General features: G+C 63.9%; 20 protein-coding genes. 8 read left to right on the forward strand and 12 right to left on the reverse strand.

Features of this window, described 5'->3' with window-relative positions; translation table 11 throughout:
- The first annotated feature begins 51 nt into the window (after positions 1–51).
- On the forward strand, positions 52–456 hold the full coding sequence (locus tag FIU91_RS04895; RefSeq protein WP_152461663.1) for a universal stress protein: 405 nt from the start codon (positions 52–54) through the stop codon (positions 454–456).
- A 54-nt stretch (positions 457–510) separates the two neighbouring features.
- Here the strand turns inward: FIU91_RS04895 and FIU91_RS04900 are convergent, their stop codons facing one another.
- The 3 genes from FIU91_RS04900 to FIU91_RS04910 form a co-directional block, all read right to left on the reverse strand.
- Positions 511–696, reverse strand: a complete 186-nt coding sequence (locus FIU91_RS04900; RefSeq protein WP_093010328.1) for a PLD nuclease N-terminal domain-containing protein — start codon at positions 694–696, stop codon at positions 511–513.
- Between the two features lie 104 nt (positions 697–800).
- Positions 801–3,002 (reverse strand): excinuclease ABC subunit UvrB, encoded by a 2,202-nt coding sequence (gene uvrB / locus FIU91_RS04905; RefSeq protein WP_152461664.1) that lies wholly within the window; start codon positions 3,000–3,002, stop codon positions 801–803.
- An 82-nt stretch (positions 3,003–3,084) separates the two neighbouring features.
- Positions 3,085–4,260 (reverse strand): cytochrome P450, encoded by a 1,176-nt coding sequence (locus FIU91_RS04910; protein WP_152461665.1) that lies wholly within the window; start codon positions 4,258–4,260, stop codon positions 3,085–3,087.
- A gap of 194 nt (positions 4,261–4,454) precedes the next feature.
- Between FIU91_RS04910 and FIU91_RS04915 the strand changes: the two genes are divergently transcribed.
- Positions 4,455–5,102 (forward strand): hypothetical protein, encoded by a 648-nt coding sequence (locus tag FIU91_RS04915; protein ID WP_152461666.1) that lies wholly within the window; start codon positions 4,455–4,457, stop codon positions 5,100–5,102.
- Here FIU91_RS04915 and tpiA read toward each other — a convergent pair.
- From tpiA to FIU91_RS04955, 8 genes are all read right to left on the reverse strand, one after another.
- A complete protein-coding gene (tpiA, locus tag FIU91_RS04920) occupies positions 5,099–5,833 on the reverse strand; it encodes a triose-phosphate isomerase (protein WP_152461667.1) in 735 nt (244 codons plus the stop codon). The two genes, FIU91_RS04915 and tpiA, sit on opposite strands and share 4 nt — an antisense overlap.
- Positions 5,834–5,928: 95 nt before the next feature.
- Positions 5,929–6,309: an iron-sulfur cluster assembly accessory protein gene (locus FIU91_RS04925; protein WP_093010317.1), complete on the reverse strand. Its 381-nt coding sequence runs from the start codon at positions 6,307–6,309 to the stop codon at positions 5,929–5,931.
- 37 nt (positions 6,310–6,346) lie between these two features.
- Positions 6,347–7,054, reverse strand: coding sequence for a DUF3307 domain-containing protein (locus FIU91_RS04930; protein WP_152461668.1), 708 nt, complete (start codon positions 7,052–7,054; stop codon positions 6,347–6,349).
- Positions 7,051–7,692, reverse strand: a complete 642-nt coding sequence (locus FIU91_RS04935; protein WP_152461669.1) for a hypothetical protein — start codon at positions 7,690–7,692, stop codon at positions 7,051–7,053. Before FIU91_RS04935 ends, FIU91_RS04930 begins: the two co-directional genes overlap by 4 nt.
- Before the next feature lie 63 nt (positions 7,693–7,755).
- Entirely contained in the window at positions 7,756–8,319 is a 564-nt protein-coding gene (locus tag FIU91_RS04940; RefSeq protein ID WP_152461670.1) for a sugar O-acetyltransferase, read from the reverse strand.
- A 44-nt stretch (positions 8,320–8,363) separates the two neighbouring features.
- Entirely contained in the window at positions 8,364–9,563 is a 1,200-nt protein-coding gene (locus FIU91_RS04945; protein WP_152463651.1) for a glycerophosphodiester phosphodiesterase family protein, read from the reverse strand.
- A gap of 143 nt (positions 9,564–9,706) precedes the next feature.
- Entirely contained in the window at positions 9,707–11,371 is a 1,665-nt protein-coding gene (locus FIU91_RS04950; protein ID WP_152461671.1) for a mechanosensitive ion channel family protein, read from the reverse strand.
- 63 nt (positions 11,372–11,434) lie between these two features.
- On the reverse strand, positions 11,435–11,797 hold the full coding sequence (locus FIU91_RS04955) for an SUF system Fe-S cluster assembly protein (protein ID WP_093010307.1): 363 nt from the start codon (positions 11,795–11,797) through the stop codon (positions 11,435–11,437).
- Positions 11,798–11,943: 146 nt separating this feature from the next.
- Here FIU91_RS04955 and FIU91_RS04960 point away from each other — a divergent pair, with 146 nt between their 5' ends.
- The 3 genes from FIU91_RS04960 to FIU91_RS04970 are packed head-to-tail and all read left to right on the forward strand — an operon-like array spanning position 11,944 to position 13,858.
- Positions 11,944–12,765, forward strand: coding sequence for an isoprenylcysteine carboxylmethyltransferase family protein (locus tag FIU91_RS04960; RefSeq protein WP_254702047.1), 822 nt, complete (start codon positions 11,944–11,946; stop codon positions 12,763–12,765).
- A complete protein-coding gene (gene ubiG, locus FIU91_RS04965; protein WP_152461672.1) occupies positions 12,762–13,472 on the forward strand; it encodes a bifunctional 2-polyprenyl-6-hydroxyphenol methylase/3-demethylubiquinol 3-O-methyltransferase UbiG in 711 nt (236 codons plus the stop codon). The genes FIU91_RS04960 and ubiG overlap by 4 nt, the downstream gene beginning before the upstream one ends.
- Positions 13,469–13,858, forward strand: coding sequence for a DUF4149 domain-containing protein (locus FIU91_RS04970; RefSeq protein WP_152461673.1), 390 nt, complete (start codon positions 13,469–13,471; stop codon positions 13,856–13,858). Before ubiG ends, FIU91_RS04970 begins: the two co-directional genes overlap by 4 nt.
- Before the next feature lie 111 nt (positions 13,859–13,969).
- Here the strand turns inward: FIU91_RS04970 and FIU91_RS04975 are convergent, their stop codons facing one another.
- A complete protein-coding gene (locus tag FIU91_RS04975; RefSeq protein ID WP_152461674.1) occupies positions 13,970–14,926 on the reverse strand; it encodes an L-malyl-CoA/beta-methylmalyl-CoA lyase in 957 nt (318 codons plus the stop codon).
- A 342-nt stretch (positions 14,927–15,268) separates the two neighbouring features.
- On the opposite strand from FIU91_RS04975, the gene dgcN reads away from it, so the two are divergent.
- From dgcN to FIU91_RS04990, 3 genes are all read left to right on the forward strand, one after another.
- Positions 15,269–16,270 (forward strand): N-acetyltransferase DgcN, encoded by a 1,002-nt coding sequence (dgcN, locus tag FIU91_RS04980; protein WP_152461675.1) that lies wholly within the window; start codon positions 15,269–15,271, stop codon positions 16,268–16,270.
- A gap of 25 nt (positions 16,271–16,295) precedes the next feature.
- Entirely contained in the window at positions 16,296–17,261 is a 966-nt protein-coding gene (gene dgcA, locus FIU91_RS04985) for an N-acetyl-D-Glu racemase DgcA (RefSeq protein ID WP_152461676.1), read from the forward strand.
- A 138-nt stretch (positions 17,262–17,399) separates the two neighbouring features.
- The gene (locus FIU91_RS04990) at positions 17,400–18,263 is read left to right on the forward strand and encodes a D-amino-acid transaminase (protein WP_093010295.1); all 864 of its coding nucleotides are present in this window, start codon (positions 17,400–17,402) and stop codon (positions 18,261–18,263) included.
- Positions 18,264–18,603: the final 340 nt, after the last annotated feature.

Raw genomic sequence — 18,603 nt, forward strand, 5'->3', positions numbered from 1 at the left:
CAATGAACGACGCATCCCGGGCTGCGAGAAAGGCCCAAGGAGGTGCTAATCATGTTCAAATCCATTCTCGTTCCCGTCGCTCCGGATCATCCCGAGCGTCTGGAGGAACAGCTTGCGATCGCGCGCGCGCTTGCAGGCGACGACGCCCGGATCGCTGTCCTGTCCGTTGTCGAGACGGTCCCGCTTTATGTCGCCGCCGAAGTGCCGACGGTGGTCTTCGAGCGCGCCGAAGACGAAACTCGCGCGGCGCTGGAAAAGGCTCTCGATGGCACTGGCCTCGCGCTCGAGGTCGTGCACGGGCATGCGCCGACGGTCATTCTGGACAAGATGCGGGAGATGGCGGCCGACCTCGTCATCATCCGCTCGCACAAACCCGGTCTCAGCGACTGGGTCATGGGCTCGACCGCGGGACGCGTCGTTCGGCATGCGTCCTGCTCGGTCCATGTGATCCGATAGGCAGCACGCATAGTAAGGGGCGCGCCGCACAATGCAGCGCACCCCGTCTTTGTCTTACACCTTGACCGATCCGCCGCGCGGTCCGGCGACGAGCCAGGCGATGAAGCCGAGAACCGGCAGGATCAGGATCGCGAGAACCCAGAGGATCTTGGCGAGCGTCGATGCGCCCGAAGTGATCACCTGGTAAATTGCATAGATGTCGAGGACGAGGACGATCAGTCCCAGAAGGCCATATTCCACAGCGGAACTCCTTATGATGCGTTCAATTCACATCATAAACGTGTGAGCTGCATCCGGGTTCCGTGAGAGGCGCAAGCCATGCGCGGAACTTCGCCCGACCCCGCTCAGTGCTTCTTGCGCCGTTGCACGTTGCCGCCGCGCATCCCGCCGCGACCGGCGGTCGAGCGGCCGGAGCGTTTTGTCGCCTCTTCGGACGCCTTTTCAACGGCTTGCTGTCGCGCCAGCGGATCATCGGCCACGGCAAGATCAACGGCTTCGAGACGTTTGACCTCGTCGCGCAGCCGCGCGGCTTCCTCGAATTCGAGGTTCTCGGCAGCCTTCCGCATATCCTCGCGCAGACCGTCCAGCACCGCCTGCATGTTCGAGCCCGCGCGGGTGTCGTCGATCTTGGCGGTCACGCGGCTCATATCCGTGTCGCCCTGATAGAGGCCGGCAAGGATGTCCTCGACGTTCTTCTTGATCGTGGCGGGGGTGATGCCGTGCTCTTCGTTGTAGGCCATCTGCTTCTCGCGCCGCCGCTCGGTCTCGCCGAGCGCCCGCTCCATCGAGCCGGTCACGCGGTCGGCATACATGATAACCCGGCCTTCCGCGTTACGTGCGGCCCGCCCGATCGTCTGGATGAGCGATGTCTCGGAGCGCAGGAAGCCTTCCTTGTCCGCGTCGAGGATGGCGACAAGCCCGCATTCGGGGATGTCGAGTCCCTCACGCAAAAGGTTGATGCCGACCAGCACGTCGAAGGCGCCGAGACGCAGATCGCGCAGGATCTCGATCCGTTCGATCGTGTCGATGTCGGAATGCATGTAGCGCACCCGGATGCCCTGCTCGTGCAGATACTCGGTCAGATCCTCCGCCATGCGCTTGGTCAGGACGGTGCAGAGCACCCGGTAGCCCGATTGCGCGACATGCCGGATCTCGTCGAGAAGATCGTCGACCTGGGTCTCCACGGGCCGGATCTCGACCTTGGGATCGAGAAGGCCGGTGGGGCGGATGATCTGCTCGGTGAAGACACCGCCCGCCTGTTCGAGTTCCCAGTTCGCGGGCGTCGCCGAGACGAAGACCGATTGCGGGCGCATCGCGTCCCATTCCTCGAACTTGAGCGGACGGTTGTCCATGCAGGAGGGCAGGCGGAAACCATGCTCGGCCAGCGTGAACTTGCGCCGGTAGTCGCCCTTGTACATGGCGCCGATCTGCGGAACCGAGACATGGCTCTCGTCGGCGAACACGATGGCGGTATCCGGGATGAATTCGAAGAGCGTCGGGGGCGGCTCGCCCGGTGCGCGGCCCGTCAGGTAGCGCGAGTAATTCTCGATCCCGTTGCACGAGCCGGTGGCCTCCAGCATCTCGAGATCGAAATTCGTGCGTTGCTCCAGCCGCTGCGCTTCAAGGAGCTTGCCTTCCGAGACGAGTTGGTCGAGCCGCTGGCGCAGCTCTTTCTTGATCTGCTCGGCGGCCTGTTTCAGCGTCGGGCGGGGCGTCACGTAGTGCGAATTGGCGTAGATGCGGATGCGCTCGAAACTGCCCGTCTTCTGACCCGTGAGCGGATCGAATTCGGTGATCGCTTCGAGCTCCTCTCCGAAAAAGGAAAAGCGCCAGGCGCGATCTTCGAGGTGCGCGGGCCATACTTCGAGCACATCGCCGCGCACCCGGAAGCTGCCGCGCTGAAACGCCTGGTCGTTGCGGCGGTATTGCTGTGCCACGAGATCGGCCATGACCTGCCGCTGGTCGTATTCCTTGCCCGTGAAGAGATCGAGCGTCATCGCGCCGTAGGTCTCTACCGAGCCGATACCGTAGATGCACGACACCGAGGCCACGATGATTACGTCGTCGCGTTCCAGAAGCGCGCGGGTCGCCGAGTGGCGCATCCGGTCGATCTGCTCGTTGATCTGGGATTCCTTCTCGATATAGGTATCCGAGCGCGGCACGTAGGCTTCGGGCTGATAATAGTCGTAATACGAGACGAAATACTCGACCGCGTTTTCCGGGAAGAACTGCTTGAACTCGCCGTAGAGCTGAGCGGCCAGCGTCTTGTTGGGCGCGAGGATGATCGCCGGGCGCTGCGTCTCCTCGATGACCTTCGCCATTGTGAAGGTCTTGCCGGTACCGGTCGCGCCCAGAAGCACCTGGTTGCGCTCGCCCGCGTTCACCGCCTCTGAGAGCTCAGCGATGGCGGTCGGCTGGTCGCCCGCGGGCGCGTATTCGGTGTGCATCACGAACCGCTTGCCGCCCTCGAGCTTCTCGCGCTCCGCGACATGCGGCGCGGCGGCGTGCAGAAGCTCGGGCATCTGGTCGGGACGGTTGTTGTGCATGGGAGACGTAGCCTTTTCGATCCTCATGCAGACTTGCGCCCGCGAGGCCGGGATTCAAGAGGCACAGGCCGCAGCGCTTTCGTCAGGCCTGCGACACGATCAGCCGCTCGAGCCCGTGGAAATGATATTTCGGCGCATAAAGCGGCTGCTCGGCAAGACGCAGGCGTGGCAGCCGTGCGAACAGGATCGGCAGCGCGACCTCAAGCTCCAGCCGGGCAAGCGGCGCGCCGACGCAGAAATGCAGACCGCCGCCGAACGCCTGGTGCCGCGATGGACGGCGCGCGGGATCGAAGGTTTCAGGCGCTTCGCACAGTTCGGCGTCGCGATTGGCCGAGGCCAGAAGCAGCGCGACCTGCTCGCCGCGCCGGAAGTCGTGGCCCCAGAGCGTCACATCCTCGTAGGCGTAGCGCGTGAAGAGGTGCAGCGGCGGATCGAAACGCAGGATCTCTTCAGACATTGCGGTCGCGTTCGCCTCGCTCGCCTCCGCGCCGTGCTCGAGGAGCGCCTTTACGCCGTTGCCGATCGTATGGACGGTTGCCTCGTGCCCTGCATTGAGAAGGAGGACAGAGGTCGCGATCAGCTCCTTCTCGTCGAGCTTTTCGCCATTCTCTTCCGCCGCGATCAACTCGCTCAGAAGATCGTTGCCGGGGCGCTTGCGCCGCTCCGCGATGACGCTTCGAAGGAAGGCGGCAAAGTCGCGCGCGGCGGCGTTTGCGGCCTCTTCATCCGCCCGGCTGCGGCCCGCTTGGTACATGCCGACCATCGCGTGCGACCAGCGCAAGAGGTCGGGTGCCGTCTCTTCGGGAACGCCGAGAAGGCGCGCGATCACGATCACCGGCAAGCGCTCGGCGAAAACGGGCAGCAGGTCGAACGGCCCATCGGGCGTGTCCTCCAAGAGGCGGTGTGCCAGCTCGGCGATCTCGGGGCCGAGTGCCTTGATCCGCCGCGACGTGAAGGCGCGAAGAACGAGGCCGCGCAGGCGCGTATGAACCGGCGGCTCCAGCTCCAGCATGGAGCGGTCCTCGATCTCGTAGAAATCCCGAAGATGCTCGGGCCGGGGCGTGGCAAGTTCGCTCGGCACTTCGCGGCCGAACCGGCGGTCCTTGAGAAGTGCCGATACGGAATTCAGCCGCGTGGCGGCAACCATGCCGTACTCTTCCCAGAAGATCAGCGGCCCGGCTTCGCGTGCGCGGGCGTAGAACGCGTAAGGATTCTGGACGAAGGCGGGATCGGTCGGGGATTGGTGAAGATGCTGCATCGCGCGGAACCTGCCGCCCCAACGCATCCGGGGCAAGTGGCCGTCATGCGCCGGGCGAAAAAACGAGGCTTGTTTTGCGGTCTGCCCTCTGCGGTAAAAGGTGGGCCTTTCAAGAGTAGACTGCTCAAAAATAGATCACGCATTCAGGAACAGACCCGGCGTCCGCCCGTTCCGCTCTCCTGAACGGAGGCTGCATGTTCGATTGGTTGACTGACAATTCCGCCGCCCTGGGCCTGTTCGTGGACCTGACGCTCATGCTGGTTTGGGTGACCTACCTGAACCTGTTTCTCATCGGGTTCTATCGGCAAAACCGGAGCGCCATTCATATCAGCCGCGCCGCTGCCGAAAACCGGCGCGCGCGGTGCCTTCTGACGAATATGGGCCAGCAGAATATTTTCCTTTTGGCAATTGTCGTTGATCTCAAGGATGAGAATGGCACGCGCCGGACGATCGCGACCGACCGCGAAGAGCATCGCGAGGACGAATACGGCGACCTTCTCGAGCGGACGTTCCAGGGTCCGCTTGAACCCGGCCAGTCGCGGGACATCGGCAGTTTCGAAGAGCTTCTGAATCGCGCGATCCTGCGCCTGGACACGTCTTGCGAGATAGAGCAGTTCGACTGCGTCACCGTGACCGCGATCGCCGCGTCGAACCAGGCAAAGAGTTTCGTCGCGGCGCACAAGAGCTTCACGATCTCTGTGCCGGATAGTTCGCAGGAAAGCCGCTTTCAGCCGGAGAGCCTGCTGACGACCCAGATCGGCGGGCCGTTCGGAGATCGTCGCATCCGTCGCCTACTTACGGCGGACTGGAGCTCGCAGACCGTGCATAAAGAGGCAGCTTAATCGGACGCGTTGAGCGCGTCGATGATGCCGCCGAAATCCGATGCCTTGAGGCTCGCACCGCCGACCAGCGCACCGTTGACATGCGGCACGGCAAAAATCTCGGCCGCATTGCTCGGCTTCACGCTGCCGCCATAGAGAAGCGCCATCTCCGCGCCGGTGTCGAAGCGTTCGGTCAGCAACTGGCGGATATGGCCGTGGACCTCCTCGATCTCGTCGTTCGAGGGGACTTTTCCGGTACCAATGGCCCAGACAGGCTCGTAGGCGATCACCACGGTGTTCGAAGCAGCGCTATCGGGCACCGAACCCGCGAGCTGCGTGCCGACCACGTCGAGCGTGCGCCCCGCCTCGCGCTCGTTCAGTGTCTCGCCCACGCAGATAATCACATTGAGCCCCGCATCGAGGCCCGCCTGAGCCTTGGCCGCGATGTCGGCATCTGTCTCGCCATGGTCGGCGCGACGCTCCGAATGGCCGACAATGACGAAGGAGGCGCCGGCGTCTTTCAGCATTGCTGCCGAGACGTCACCCGTATGCGCGCCGCTGTCGGCCGCGTGACAATCCTGGCCGCCGATAAGCACCGGGCCCGCGATGTCTGCCGCGCGACTGAGAAGCGTCGCGGGCGGGCAAATCACGACCTCGACGCTGTCCGTATTGCGTGCCGCGAGTGTTTCGATTTCACCAAGTTCGGCCCCGGTGCCGTTCATCTTCCAGTTTCCGGCAGCGATCCTGCGCATCGGGGCTCTCCTGTGTTCGTGGACTGACGACCCGCATCATTGCGGCGAGGCGCTCGAGGTCAAGACGATAGGCTCAGGGGGTCGGCATAGGACCGCTAGTCGCCGGCCTTTTCAGCCTGCAGCTCGTCGACATCCTTGAACTTGATCGACTCGCCGCATCCGCAGGCATCGACCACGTTGGGATTGCGGAACTTGAAGCCCGATTCGAGCAAGCTTGTCTCGTAATCGATCTCGGTGCCGAAGAGGAACATCTGCGCCATCGGCGCGATCAGCACACGCGCGCCATCGCTTTCCACGATCTCGTCGTTGCTCTCGGCGGCATCGACGTAGTCCATGGTGTATTCCATGCCCGCGCAGCCGCCTTTCTTCACACCGATCTTGAGCCCGTAGCGCCCATCGCGCTCCATGAGCTTGGTGATCTGCTTGATTGCGGCCGGGGTCATCGTCACCGGCGCTTCTCCGGGAAGGGAAAACATGAATGTGCTCCGTTGGCTCTCATTCAAACCTAAGGGTTCAGCTCAGAAATTCCAATGGGGGAAGGTGCGCGAGCAGCGCGCGCACTGCATAGGCGACAGCGAGCGCCCAGGCGAAGGAGGCGAGGGTGCCGACAATCACATATTCAGCGGTTCGGCTGTCCTTTGCTGAGTCGAAGCGCAAGATCGACTTTGCCGCGATCAGGAAGCCAACCGCCGTCGGCTCGCCGACAAGGACCAGCAGGTAAAGAATGGCCCGTTCCAACTGGCCGATGATCTGGCCGGCCTTTGGTAGCCCTGGGGCAACGTCGTCCGTGGCGAGCGGCGTCACGAGAAGCCCGACCGCATAACCGCCGGCCCGGATCGCGAAGATCGCTCCGCCGATCAGCAGCATGAGTGCGGGCAGGCCATCCATCTCGGCCCACAGACCCGCATCCCACAGCCCCGGAACAGCCCATGCGACAGCGCCGATCGTGACCAGGTGCGCGGCCTGATCCCATAAGAATGGCGCAAGGCCGCCGCGACCGAGCCAAGCCTTGGCAACGTCAATGGCAAGGTGAGCGGAAGCCAGAAGCAGGATCGAACCGGATGCCACATGCCCGGTTGCAAGCTGAGCCGTCACGAGCACGATCGCTGTATGAAACAGCAGCACCCCGAACTGGCGTTTGCGCGCCGCCATCCAGCCGGTCTGAAGCACGAAATCCGCCAGTGCATGGGCGAAGAACAAAGCGGCAAAGGTTTCGATCATCGTCTCATTGCCTCGAAATCGGCGTTCCTTACGGCGGCGAGGGCGTTTTCGAAAGATCCGAACCCCGCGCTCGCAAGGCGCGACTGCACCGCCTGACGCGTAATCTTCAGCCGCTTGGCGATGTCGTCATGAGTGTCGATGTCAGGATCGAGAGCCAGGACCACCGCTTCGGCTTGAGCCTGAGTCCAGCCGGACATGAGTTCCGCCACCAGATCGAAAATCGCCGGTAGCCAATCGGGTGTCGTGCTGGCCGCTACGGCAAGCCGCCGTTTTCCGATATGGTCGAGGTGGTCGCCCGAGATGAAGAAGGCGGGGCCCGACGCATCCGAAAGATCGGCGCTTCCCTCGCTGTCAACGGTGCCGATCCCGGCCGAGATGCGGGTGCTTAGCTTGGGAACGGCGGCCGTGAGCGATGCGGTCAGAAAGATTGTGGCATCCAGCACGAGACGCGGATTGGTCAGCAGGATCTGCCAGCCATCGCCACGAAACCGGGTAAAGCGCAGGTCGATATCCCAGGCGGCCCCGAAGCGCGCCGCACCGCGCTCGAGCGCGGCGAAGGCAGGTGCGACCTCCGCCGGGCTTTCGCGTGAGCCGATCAGGTCGCCGCTCAGGACGGCTTTCGTGGTTTGCGCTGACATGTGCAAATGAAAAACTTTGCTAATATGTAAAGCAAGCTTTTTCATTTGCTATTCGAAAAGCAGTCAATATTGGTTGCTTTTTGTCCCAACCGGTCGCGCCGGATTTCCCACCACGGTCGCTCCTTCCGCCACATCCCGCGTCACTACAGCGCCCGCGCCGACGATCGCGCCGTCGCCAATGGTGATGCCGGGAAGGATGATCGCGCTCGCACCGATCCAGACATCCTCGCCGAGCGTCACCGGGCGCGTCGTCTCGAGTTCGGCCTTGCGGGCGGCACGCTCTCTTGGGTGGTCAGCGGTCAGAAGCTGGACGTATGGGCCGATATCACAGCCATTCCCGATACGGATCGGCCCGGCATCCAGAAGGTAGCAGCCGTAATTGAGAAAGACGTGGCTGCCGATCTCGATATTGTAGCCGTAATCGACATAGAAAGGCGCGCGGATGGCGACGCTGTTACCGACCCTACCCAGAAGCTTGGCCAAAAGGGCCGGGCGGCTCTCGTCGCCATAGGTCGTCTGGTTGTAGTCCCGCATCAGACGCTGCGCGCGCTTGCGGTCCTCGGCCAATTCGGGATCGCCGGGGTAATAGAACTCCCCGGCGATCATCTTTTCTTTCTCGCTCGTCATCGCGTGCCTCGCCCTCTTGCCTGGAGAGCGAGGCTAACCGCGGATCAGAGCCCCATGCAATTGGCGTAATAGGTCACCGTCGCGGGCCAGTCGGAGAAGACGCCCACGACACCCACGTCCTGCGCCAGCACGTCGAGAATTTCGAGGTAGTCGGAGTCGCTGTCCACCGCGTCCGCAACCGACTGGAAGTACCAGCCGCCGCCCGAGGCGAGCGGGCCGGAGCGTTCCAGCGTCCAGGCGATCATGTCGAGATCGGCGGCCTGGGCTTCCTCGGCATAGACCGACGGCACCATCTCACCGTTCTCGTTCAGCGTGACCATCATCCAGAGCGGCGGCGCGATGTAGTTGACGCCCATCTCCTTCAGCTCGGCCATTGTCGGCTTGAAGGTCGAGGCGTCCATCGGGTCGATCAGGCCCTCGTCCTCATCTTCCGCCTCGTAGCGGTCGTCGAGATAGACGGCTTGGGCGCCGAATTCCGGCTCGTTCTCGATCCAATAGAGCACATCCGAGAGATTGAACGACTGCGCCCAGACGCGGGACGGGTCGATACCGGCGTCCTTGTACTCGTCGATCATCTTCTGCGCGTAGTCTTCCTGGCTGAAGCCGTCGAAGGGCATCTCGACGGACGGCGCCTTCAGCTCGGGCGTGAAATCAGCGCCGAGGCTGTCGAAGAGCGCGATGGATTCCGCGTGCGTCATCAGAGTGGCGTCGTTCGCATAGAGGTCCGTGCGCCAGTTCGCGGTGCCGTTCTGATATTCTTCCGCCGTGGTGGCAGAGGCGTTGGCCGCGTCCATTTTGGGCTCGAGCGTGCGGAACTCGGCCAGCGTCAGGTCCGAGGTGCGGCACTCCGCCGAGGCATCGGTGTCGCCTGATGCAGGGGTGAACCCTTGCGTGCACTTCTCGGCCAGGTCGGTGACAAGAATGTTCGTTGTCGTGTGCAGGTCGTTCTGCGCGTGGCGGCAGACGAGCTCCTTGTCGGATGTAAAGGTCACGTCGCATTCGAGGATGCCCGCACCCATCTGCGCGGCGGCGACGTTCGATTCGACCGTATGCTCGGGCAGCATCAGGGGCGCGCCGCGGTGGCCGATGGAGAACTTTGTCTGCTGCGGCGTCGCCGTGCAGGACATGAGCGTGTCACGCAGTTCGCCCTCTGGCAGCTTGGAGGCGAGGAAGGCCGGACGCGGTCCATAGGAAACGGACATGTCGGAGGACGCCTCGCTCTGGGCGAAGGCCGGGGCGGCCATCGCCACAAGCGCGGCCGAGGTCAGGAAACGGTGAAGCATGGTATAATCTCCCTGTTAGGTGCGGAGCTTCTGTGGCCCGCGAGTGATGACAAGAGTGCGACACTGGCGCGACAGTCGCGCGACACTCTCGCAAAGCTTTGGTGTCAGCCGGCGTCCATCGCGCCGACCGCCGGGAAGACCGGCCTTGCCTCGGTACCAAGCTCGGCTGCCGCAGCAAGGACCTGTTCGCGCACCTCGCAGATCCGCGCCCAGGCGGTGTTCGGATCGGGGCAGGGCACCATGAACAGAACCTCCTGGCCGAAAACGTCGTGCCCGGCGACGAAAACGCCGCGATCGCCTGCAAGCTCGGCTTCCTCCTCCGTGTCGAGCTTATCCAGAACGTCGTAGTAGCGCGCGCGCAAAGCCGGCACATCTGCCGTATGAGCAAGTTTCAGCCGCACCTCGCCGATCAGCGCGGGATCGGTCATCGTCCAGTTCTCGAACGGCTCGCCGACGAAATCCACGACCGGCACGACGATACGCTTGCCGGTCCATTCGCGCAGTTGGACGAAGGTGAAATTGATCCGCTCGACCGAGCAGAGATGCCCGTCATAGACGATCTTGTCGCCGATCCGCGCCGATTGGTTCAGCGCGATCTGCAAGGAGGCCATGACATTGCTGAGCATGTTGCGGGCCGCGAAGGCAAGGATCAGAGTGAAGGCGCCCGCAGAGGCCAGAAGCGAGAAGCCGAGCGTCTTCATCAGGTTGGCTTCGCGCAGGACGAGCCCGACGCCGAAAAGCGTGATGATGACGATCATTGCGCGGCGGATGGCTGCCACTTTCGTCGCCAACTCGCGCTTCTTTTCCTGGCCCTCGCCGGTCTTCGTGAGCGCATCGCCGTCGAAACTCACCAAGCGGTCGATCACAGCGTCCGAGAGGTTGATGATCGCCCAGATCACCGCCGTCACAAGGCCGATGGCGACAAGCGGCGAAAGGATCGTGTCGATCCGGCCCGAGAACGGAAAGAGGTTACCTGTCGTGATAGCCAGGGTGCCGGCCACCACGGTCAGGATGACAGGCGGGCGCAGCGCCACGAGGATCGAGTCGCTCCCGGTATCGCGCCGTGTGCGCCCCAGTCCCCGCGACATTACATTGTAGGTGAGGCGGCCAAGTCCGATCGCGAGGGCGAGGATGATCGGCAAACAAATCACCTCCCACCATCGCAGGCCCCAGAAAGCGCGCTGGCGCAAGGGATCCGGCAGCAACTCTTCGATCCGGGACGGACCGTAAAGTTCGTAGAGCCGCGGCATGTTGTCGATGCTCTGCCGCGAGAAGAGCCACGCGGGATCCTGGCCCTCGACTTGCAGCCGGTTCAGCCTGAGGCTCACGGGCCGACCATCCATGTCGATGAGTGCCAGCAGCAGCGAGCGGCGCGGCTGGCCCGCAACGGCTCCTTCGCTGACGGCCCGTGCATCGAGCGCATCGGGCCTGTCGAGAAGCTGATACCAGTTCACGACAATCTTCCGGTCGATCACTGTGAAGAGCTGCTCGGCGAGCTCCGGACCGATCTCGGCCTGCTCCTCTTGCGGGAAATTCGCAAGGTCCAACAGGTGCGCCGCGTCCTGCCAGCGGTTCTCACGGCCTAGGGCCAGAAAGCTTTCCATTGTCGCCTGGGGCGTGCCGCGCTGCACGTCGCCCGGCAGGTCGCCCAAGCCGGGATTGATCGCGTCGACTTCGTACCAGGATTCCGTAACGGCATTTTCCTGTGCAGACAGCACAGACGCAAACGCCGCGAGAAGCAGCGCGAAAACCAGCCTGACCACGTTCATGACATCCGAACCCGCCTCGCGCAGGTTCGGTTCCCATACCGTGCGTGCGCCCGGATTGAAGTTTTACATGAAGCCCAGTTCGAGCCGCGCCTCGTCGGACATCATGTCCATGCCCCAGGGCGGATCCCACGTGATCTCGACATCGACCTGCTTCACCCCGTCCACGGGCTCGACAGCATCGGCGATCCAGCCCGGCATCTCTCCGGCCACGGGGCAACCTGGCGCGGTCAGCGTCATGATGATCTGAACCGCGTTCTCTTCGGAGATGTCGATCGTGTAAACGAGCCCGAGATCGTAGATATTCACCGGAATCTCGGGATCGTAGACGCTGCGGCACGCTTCCACGATCTGATCGTAGAGCGGATGATCCGTGCTCGACGGGGCGATCAGCGGCGCGCCTTCGAGTTTCGGGCTCTGATCGTTCATGGCTGGCGTCCTTCCTTGGAATTCCGACCAAAGATATAAGAAATGCGCGGGCCGGGGTAAAGGCCCTGCGCCCGATCCGCGCCGCCTCCCTGACATGTCCGAGAGCGCTGCTGGACCCGGCGAGCCGCTGGTTTACTTCGCGCGCCATGAACGACACACCGCGCCCTCCAGACCGCCCGATTGCGCGCCTCTTGCGCCTTGTGCTGGGCAATTTCGATGCCCCGCCCGGCAAGCGTCGCATCGCGCTGGCCCTGGCCTATGGCGCGCTCTGTCATTTTGTCTTCGCGGCAGCGGTCCTCTGGATGTTCTGGACGCTCTACAACGGTATGACGACCGCCTTCGGCGCGGTGCCCTGGCCCTGGGCGGCGCTGACGAACCTTGCCCTGCTGCTGCAATTTCCGGTTCTGCATTCGCTCCTGCTGAACGGCAAATTCGCCTCCTGGCCGGCGCGCGTGTTCCCCGAGCCATACGGGCCGGTCCTTGCCTCGACGACATATACGATCTTTGCCTCGCTGCAGCTGCTGGCACTGTTCCTCCTCTGGACCCCGTCCGGCATCGTGTGGTGGCAAGCCGAGGGCGGCGCGAAGGTCGCGGTGACGCTGCTCAACTTCGGTGCATGGGGTTTTCTTATGAAATCCAACCTCGACGCGGGAGCCGAGCTGCAATCGGGTGCGCTCGGTTGGATGTCTCTGCTGCAAAAGCGCAAGCCCAACTATCCGGACATGCCCCAGACGGGCATCTTCCGTTTCATCCGCCAGCCGATCTATCTCGGCTTCGCGCTGACCCTCTGGACCGTGCCGACCTGGACGCCGGATCAGCTTGCGCTCGCGCTGGGCCTGACCGCCTATTGCGTCATCGCGCCGCGCCGGTTGAAGGAGCCGCGCTATCGTCGCCGCTTCGGCGCGCGCTATGAGACCTACCAGGAAAATACCGGCTACATGCTGCCGAAGCGGACGGGGACGCGATGAGCGAACAGAAGCGCAACAACCTGGCGATCTACGACGACGTCGCCGCCAAGTGGTGGTCCGACGAGATCCGGTGGGTCCGCACATTGAAGAACCTCGTGCCCGCGCGCATGCGATACTTCGACCGCTTCACTTCATGGGACGGGGCCAAGGTTCTCGATCTGGGTTGCGCCGGGGGCTTCATGGCCGAGGCGCTGGCGCGCCGCGGCGCGGATGTCACGGGGCTCGATCCGGCGGAAGACGCGATTGCGGCGGCCCGCGCCCATGCAGACGAAGAAGGTCTCGCAATCACCTATGATATCGGCACGGGCGAGGAGATGTCTTACCCGGACGCAGCCTTCGACGCGGTGGTCTGTGTCGATGTGCTCGAGCACGTGGCCGATCTGCAAAAAACCCTGAACCAGGTCGTGCGCGTCCTGAAACCCGGCGGGCGATTCTTCTTCGACACGATCAACCGCAACCGGATCGCGCGGCTCGCCGCGATCACCATCGCCGAAGACGTGGTCCGCATCCTGCCCAAGGGCACGCATGATCCCGAGATGTTCATCACGCCCGAAGATCTGCGCGCAGGCTTTGCCGCCGCCGGTTTGACCGATCTCGACATGACAGGCCTGGGCCCGCGCGGCATAAGCCGGCGCGGCGATCTGACCTTCGGCGCTCTGCCATTGAAAACCGTTCAATATATGGGCGTCGCGGAGAAACCGGCATGACGGTGGCGGCGCTTCTTGCAACCGCGCTCCTTTTCGGTGGCAGCGTGCTCTACTCCTTCGGCTTCGCCGCGTTCCTCTTCAAGAACCTCGAGGCACAGGAAGCAGGCTGGCTCCTGCGCCTGGCTTTCCCGCACTTTTATGTCTTTGTCATCGCGATTGCGTCCATCGCCGCCGCCTTGCGCCTGCCCACGGACGGCCTGTCCGCGATCATCCTGGCCGCCATTGCGCTTTCGACGATTCCGGCGCGGCAGATCCTCATGCCCGCGATCAACCGCGCCTCGGATGCCGGTGACAAAGCCCGCTTCGGCCGGTTGCACGGGGTGTCGGTCGCGCTCGGCCTCGTTCAGATCGCTGCGATGGCCTACGTTCTGACGCGCTTTGTCTAATCCTGTCTTTGGATTGGCGAAAATACCGCGGGAGCGCGAGGGCAGCGCCCTCGCCGCCGCGCCCGAGGCGCGGCGCGGGTCGCCTCGGGCCTTTGCCCGAGGCGAAACCCTTCAGAGGCCGATCATTTCCGCCTGGCGCACGATCACCTCGGCCTGCTTGATCGACGCGATATCGACGAGCCGCCCTTTATAGACCGTCGCGCCTTCGCCGCGCTTGGTGGCCTCTTCCATCGCCGTGAGGATCTCGCGCGCCTCGCTCACCGCCTCCTCCGACGGTGTGAAGACCTCGTTCGACAGCGCGACCTGCTTGGGATGGATCGCCCATTTGCCGACCATGCCGAGCGTCGCCGAGCGCCGCGCCTGTGCGCGGAAGCCCTCGTCGTCCGAGAAATCGCCGAACGGGCCATCGACCGGCAACACGCCATGCGTGCGGCAGGCCGCGACGATGGCCGCCTGCGCCCAGTGCCAGGGATCGGACCAGTACTGCTGACCCTCGCGGTGCATGTAATACCATTCCTGCGTGCCGCCGATCCCGGTTGTCGCCATGCCCATCGAGGCGGCGAAATCCGCAGCGCCGAGGCTCATCGCCTGAAGGCGTGGCGTCGCGGCGGCGATCTCCTCAACATGGGCAATGCCCGCAGCGCTCTCGATGATGACCTCGAAGCCGATCGTTTTCTTGCGCCCCTTGGCGCGCTCCACTGCCGTGACCAGCGCGTCGACCGCGTAGAGATCGCCGCAATTGCCGACTTTCGGGATCATGATCTGGTCGATCCGGTCGCTCGCCTGCTCGAGGATCTCCACGACATCGCGATACCAATAGGGCGTATCGAGCCCGTTGATCCGCACCGAGAGCGTTTTCTCGCCCCAGTCGATATCGCCGATAGCGGCAATGACATTGGCCCGGGCGGTGTCCTTGTCGTCCGGCGCGACCGAATCCTCGAGATCGAGATTGATGACGTCGGCCTCCGAGGCCGCCATCTTCTCGAAGATCGCCAGGCGTGAGCCGGGCCCGAAAAGCTGGCAGCGGTTGAGGCGGGCGGGCGGAGCGGGCTGGATACGGAAGGACATGTGGGTAATCTTCTTTCGTTTCGCGTTGCCTGAGGGCTATTATGTTGCGCCGCAGCATTCAAGCGGCTTTTCCGCAGCGCGTCAGGACCGCCTCTTTTCCGGGCAGCGCTCCCGCGGGAGCGCAGACCGGCGTTCGCCGGATCTTGCCGCCCCGGCCGCCTCGTCTACCTTGCGACGCAATGACACGCACGGGGGGCACGACCGATCCCCGCGCAAAAATCGTCGCAGAGATGCCGGTCTTGCGGGACAGGATTCGCAGAACCGGCGCTGCGGCGCATGAAAAACGAACGCAATTCGCAACGGGCTCGCCGATACCGAACGGCAAGCCGACGGAGGACAGACATGATCGAGACGCCATACCTTCTTTTCCTGGGCGATGCGCCCGACCCTCTTGCCGCCAAGGTCGCGCAAGGGATCAAGGATTGGCGGCCCGACAATTGTGTGGGTCAGATGCGGCTTGAGGGCTGCAACGCCGATATGGGCCTTGAGGACATGACCCTCGCAGAAGCCAAAGCCGCCGGTGCCAAGACGCTGGTGATCGGCGTTGCCAACCGGGGCGGCGTAATCTCGGACAAGTGGAAGGCCGTTCTGATGGACGCGCTCGACGAGGGGTTCGACCTTGCCAGCGGCCTGCACAACCTTCTTCGCGACGAACAAGAGCTGGCTGCGAAGGCCGCCGAGACCGGCCGCACCTTGCACGATGTCCGCATCCCGACGGTCAAGTATCCGATCGCCGACGGCAAGAAGCGGACCGGCAAGCGCGTGCTTGCGGTCGGCACCGATTGCTCCATCGGCAAGATGTACACCGCTCTCGCGCTCGATGCCGAGATGAAGGAACGGGGCATGAAATCCTCGTTCCGCGCGACAGGTCAGACAGGCATTCTCATCACCGGCGAGGGCGTGCCGCTCGACGCGGTGATCGCCGATTTCATGTCCGGTGCCGTGGAGTGGCTGACGCCCGACAACGATCCCGATCATTGGGACGTGATCGAGGGGCAGGGCAGCCTCTTCCACATCTCCTATTCCGGGGTGACGCTGGCGCTCATTCACGGCGGCCAGCCCGACGCGCTGATCCTCTGTCACGAGCCAACGCGCACGCATATGCGCGGTCTGCCCGATTACGCGCTGCCGAGCCTCGAGGATCTGCGCGATCTCGCCCTGGCGCTCGCGCGGGTTGCGAACGAGAAGTGCGAGGTGGTCGGCATCTCGGTCAATACCAAGGCGCTCGGCGAGGACGAGGCGAAAAGCTATCTCGCGGGTCTCGAGGAGAAGCTCGGCCTGCCCGCGGTCGATCCCTACCGCCACGGCGCAGGCAGGCTCGTCGACGCGCTGGCCACGATCTGAAGCAAGCCTAGAGCGGAGACGAAACATGACGATCACCGTCACCCGTGACGTGTTCAGGCTGGCGGAGGCCTTCACCATCAGCCGCGGCTCGCGCACCGAGGCGCAGGTCTTGACCGTTCGGATCACCCGCGACGGGGTGACAGGCTGGGGCGAATGCGTGCCGTATGCGCGCTACGACGAGACGCTGGACAGCGTGACCGCCGAGATCGAGGGGCTGCCGCAGGGCATCGACCGCACCGCCCTGCAAGAGGCGCTGCCCGCCGGTGCGGCGCGGAACGCTGTCGATTGCGCGCTCTGGGATCTTGAGGCGAAGGCGGCGGGTCGCCGCGTCTGGGAGCTTGCGGGCCTTGCTCGGCCTGGCCCCGAGATCACCGCCTATACGCTCTCGCTCGATACGCCCGACAAGATGGAAGCCTCGGCGCGGAAACACGCCCACAGACCGCTGCTCAAGATCAAGCTCGGCACCGAGGACGACATGGCCCGGCTCGAGGCCGTGCGGCGCGGCGCGCCCGAGGCGCGGATCATCGTCGATGCCAATGAAGGCTGGAGCACGGAGATCTATTCGGAGCTCGCGCCGCATCTTGCGCGCCTCGGCGTCGCGCTGGTGGAGCAACCCCTTCCGGCAGGCGATGACGAGGCGCTGGTCGGGCTCGACCGTCCGGTGCCGCTTTGCGCCGACGAGAGCTGCCATGATCGCGCGTCGCTGCCCGGTCTGCGCGGCAAGTACGATGTGGTGAACATCAAGCTCGACAAGACCGGCGGCCTGACCGAGGCGCTGCTTCTGAAAGAGCAGGCGCTGGTCGAAGGCTATGACGTGATGACCGGCTGCATGGTCGGCTCGTCTCTCGCGATGGCCCCGGCGGTGCTCGTGGCGCAAGGCGCGGTGGTGACCGATCTCGATGGCCCGCTTCTCTTGGCCGAGGACCGGGACGTGCCGCTCGTATTCGACGAAGAGGGTGTGCATCCTCCGGCGGCGGCGCTGTGGGGGTGAGGGCAGACGCCAACCTGATCGAACAGCGAGACGTCTGGACGGCCGCACGCGAGCAGTCTGTCTGCGAAGTTTCGCACTCTTGACGCGCCGCCCCGCGCCCGTGAAAACCGAGATCCGAACCTTCAGGAGACCCATCCCATGACCCGCACCGTCTACGTCAACGGCGAGTACCTGCCCGAACACGAGGCCAAGGTGTCGATCTTCGACCGAGCCTTCCTGATGGCGGACGGCGTCTACGAGGTGACGAGCGTTCTGGACGGCAAGCTCATCGACTTCGACGGACATGCGAAACGGCTCCAGCGCTCGCTCGACGAGCTCGACATGAAAAGCCCTGTGACGATGGACGAGCTGCTCGAGATCCACCGTGAACTCGTGCGTGTGAACGAAATCGACGAGGGTCTCGTCTACCTGCAGGTCACGCGCGGCGCGCCCGCCGACCGCGATTTCGTCTTTCCCGATCCCGAGACGACAGAGCCGACGCTGGTCCTTTTCACGCAGTCCAAGCCCGGCCTCGCCGACAGCCCGGCGGCAAAGCGCGGGATGAAGGTCATCTCCATCGAGGATCAACGCTGGGGCCGCCGCGACATCAAGACGGTGCAGCTGCTCTATCCGTCGATGGGCAAGATGATGGCCAAGAAGGCCGGGGCGGACGACGCCTGGATGGTCGAGGACGGCTTCGTTACGGAAGGCACCTCGAACAACGCCTACATCATCAAGGGCAACACGATCATCACCCGTGCGCTCTCGAACGACATCCTGCACGGCATTACCCGCGCCGCGGTGCTGCGCTTCGCCCGCGAGGCGCAAATGCAGGTCGAGGAGCGCAACTACACGATCGACGAGGCGAAAGAGGCAGATGAGGCGTTCATCACGTCTGCCTCGACTTTCGTGATGCCGGTGATCGAGATCGACGGCACGCCCGTGGGCGAAGGTACGCCGGGTCCGCGCGCCGCGCGTCTGCGCGAGATCTATCTCGAGGAAAGCCGCAAGGCCGCGATCTGATGCGTCAGTCGAAGTAGCTTGCCGCGATCTCGGCAAGCCGCTCGGCCGACAGGTTCGGTGGAACGAGGGTGCGAAGCGCGCCGGCGCCTCAGAGCACGTCCGCATGGCTACCATGAGCATGGACGGGCGGGCCGTGAGGCTCACGAGACAGCACCTCCGCTTCCACCGCGAAACACGGCCTGATGTGCGGTCAGCGGCGCGCGGATCGTCGCGATACTGTCCCGTTCGGGATCGATTGTGACCATGAGCGGAACCGCCACGATGCCGAGCGCCGTCTTGCGCGAGAACGGGCGCTGCCGGCAGCGACAGACCTGCGGCAAAAAGTGACGTGAACTTCATG

This window comes from Roseivivax sp. THAF30 (genome assembly GCF_009363575.1).
GTDB lineage: Bacteria > Pseudomonadota > Alphaproteobacteria > Rhodobacterales > Rhodobacteraceae > Roseivivax > Roseivivax halotolerans.

Excerpts from the sequence above, each read along its gene's own strand:
- FIU91_RS04895 (WP_152461663.1), top strand. The coding sequence starts at position 52 with ATGTTCAAATCCATTCTCGTTCCCGTCGCTCCGGATCATCCCGAGCGT.
- uvrB (WP_152461664.1), bottom strand. The coding sequence starts at position 3,002 with ATGCACAACAACCGTCCCGACCAGATGCCCGAGCTTCTGCACGCCGCC.
- FIU91_RS04910 (WP_152461665.1), bottom strand. The coding sequence starts at position 4,260 with ATGCAGCATCTTCACCAATCCCCGACCGATCCCGCCTTCGTCCAGAAT.
- FIU91_RS04915 (WP_152461666.1), top strand. The coding sequence starts at position 4,455 with ATGTTCGATTGGTTGACTGACAATTCCGCCGCCCTGGGCCTGTTCGTG.
- tpiA (WP_152461667.1), bottom strand. The coding sequence starts at position 5,833 with ATGCGCAGGATCGCTGCCGGAAACTGGAAGATGAACGGCACCGGGGCC.
- FIU91_RS04925 (WP_093010317.1), bottom strand. The coding sequence starts at position 6,309 with ATGTTTTCCCTTCCCGGAGAAGCGCCGGTGACGATGACCCCGGCCGCA.
- FIU91_RS04930 (WP_152461668.1), bottom strand. The coding sequence starts at position 7,054 with ATGATCGAAACCTTTGCCGCTTTGTTCTTCGCCCATGCACTGGCGGAT.
- FIU91_RS04935 (WP_152461669.1), bottom strand. The coding sequence starts at position 7,692 with ATGTCAGCGCAAACCACGAAAGCCGTCCTGAGCGGCGACCTGATCGGC.
- FIU91_RS04940 (WP_152461670.1), bottom strand. The coding sequence starts at position 8,319 with ATGACGAGCGAGAAAGAAAAGATGATCGCCGGGGAGTTCTATTACCCC.
- FIU91_RS04945 (WP_152463651.1), bottom strand. The coding sequence starts at position 9,563 with ATGGCCGCCCCGGCCTTCGCCCAGAGCGAGGCGTCCTCCGACATGTCC.
- FIU91_RS04950 (WP_152461671.1), bottom strand. The coding sequence starts at position 11,371 with ATGAACGTGGTCAGGCTGGTTTTCGCGCTGCTTCTCGCGGCGTTTGCG.
- FIU91_RS04955 (WP_093010307.1), bottom strand. The coding sequence starts at position 11,797 with ATGAACGATCAGAGCCCGAAACTCGAAGGCGCGCCGCTGATCGCCCCG.
- FIU91_RS04960 (WP_254702047.1), top strand. The coding sequence starts at position 11,944 with ATGAACGACACACCGCGCCCTCCAGACCGCCCGATTGCGCGCCTCTTG.
- ubiG (WP_152461672.1), top strand. The coding sequence starts at position 12,762 with ATGAGCGAACAGAAGCGCAACAACCTGGCGATCTACGACGACGTCGCC.
- FIU91_RS04970 (WP_152461673.1), top strand. The coding sequence starts at position 13,469 with ATGACGGTGGCGGCGCTTCTTGCAACCGCGCTCCTTTTCGGTGGCAGC.
- FIU91_RS04975 (WP_152461674.1), bottom strand. The coding sequence starts at position 14,926 with ATGTCCTTCCGTATCCAGCCCGCTCCGCCCGCCCGCCTCAACCGCTGC.
- dgcN (WP_152461675.1), top strand. The coding sequence starts at position 15,269 with ATGATCGAGACGCCATACCTTCTTTTCCTGGGCGATGCGCCCGACCCT.
- dgcA (WP_152461676.1), top strand. The coding sequence starts at position 16,296 with ATGACGATCACCGTCACCCGTGACGTGTTCAGGCTGGCGGAGGCCTTC.
- FIU91_RS04990 (WP_093010295.1), top strand. The coding sequence starts at position 17,400 with ATGACCCGCACCGTCTACGTCAACGGCGAGTACCTGCCCGAACACGAG.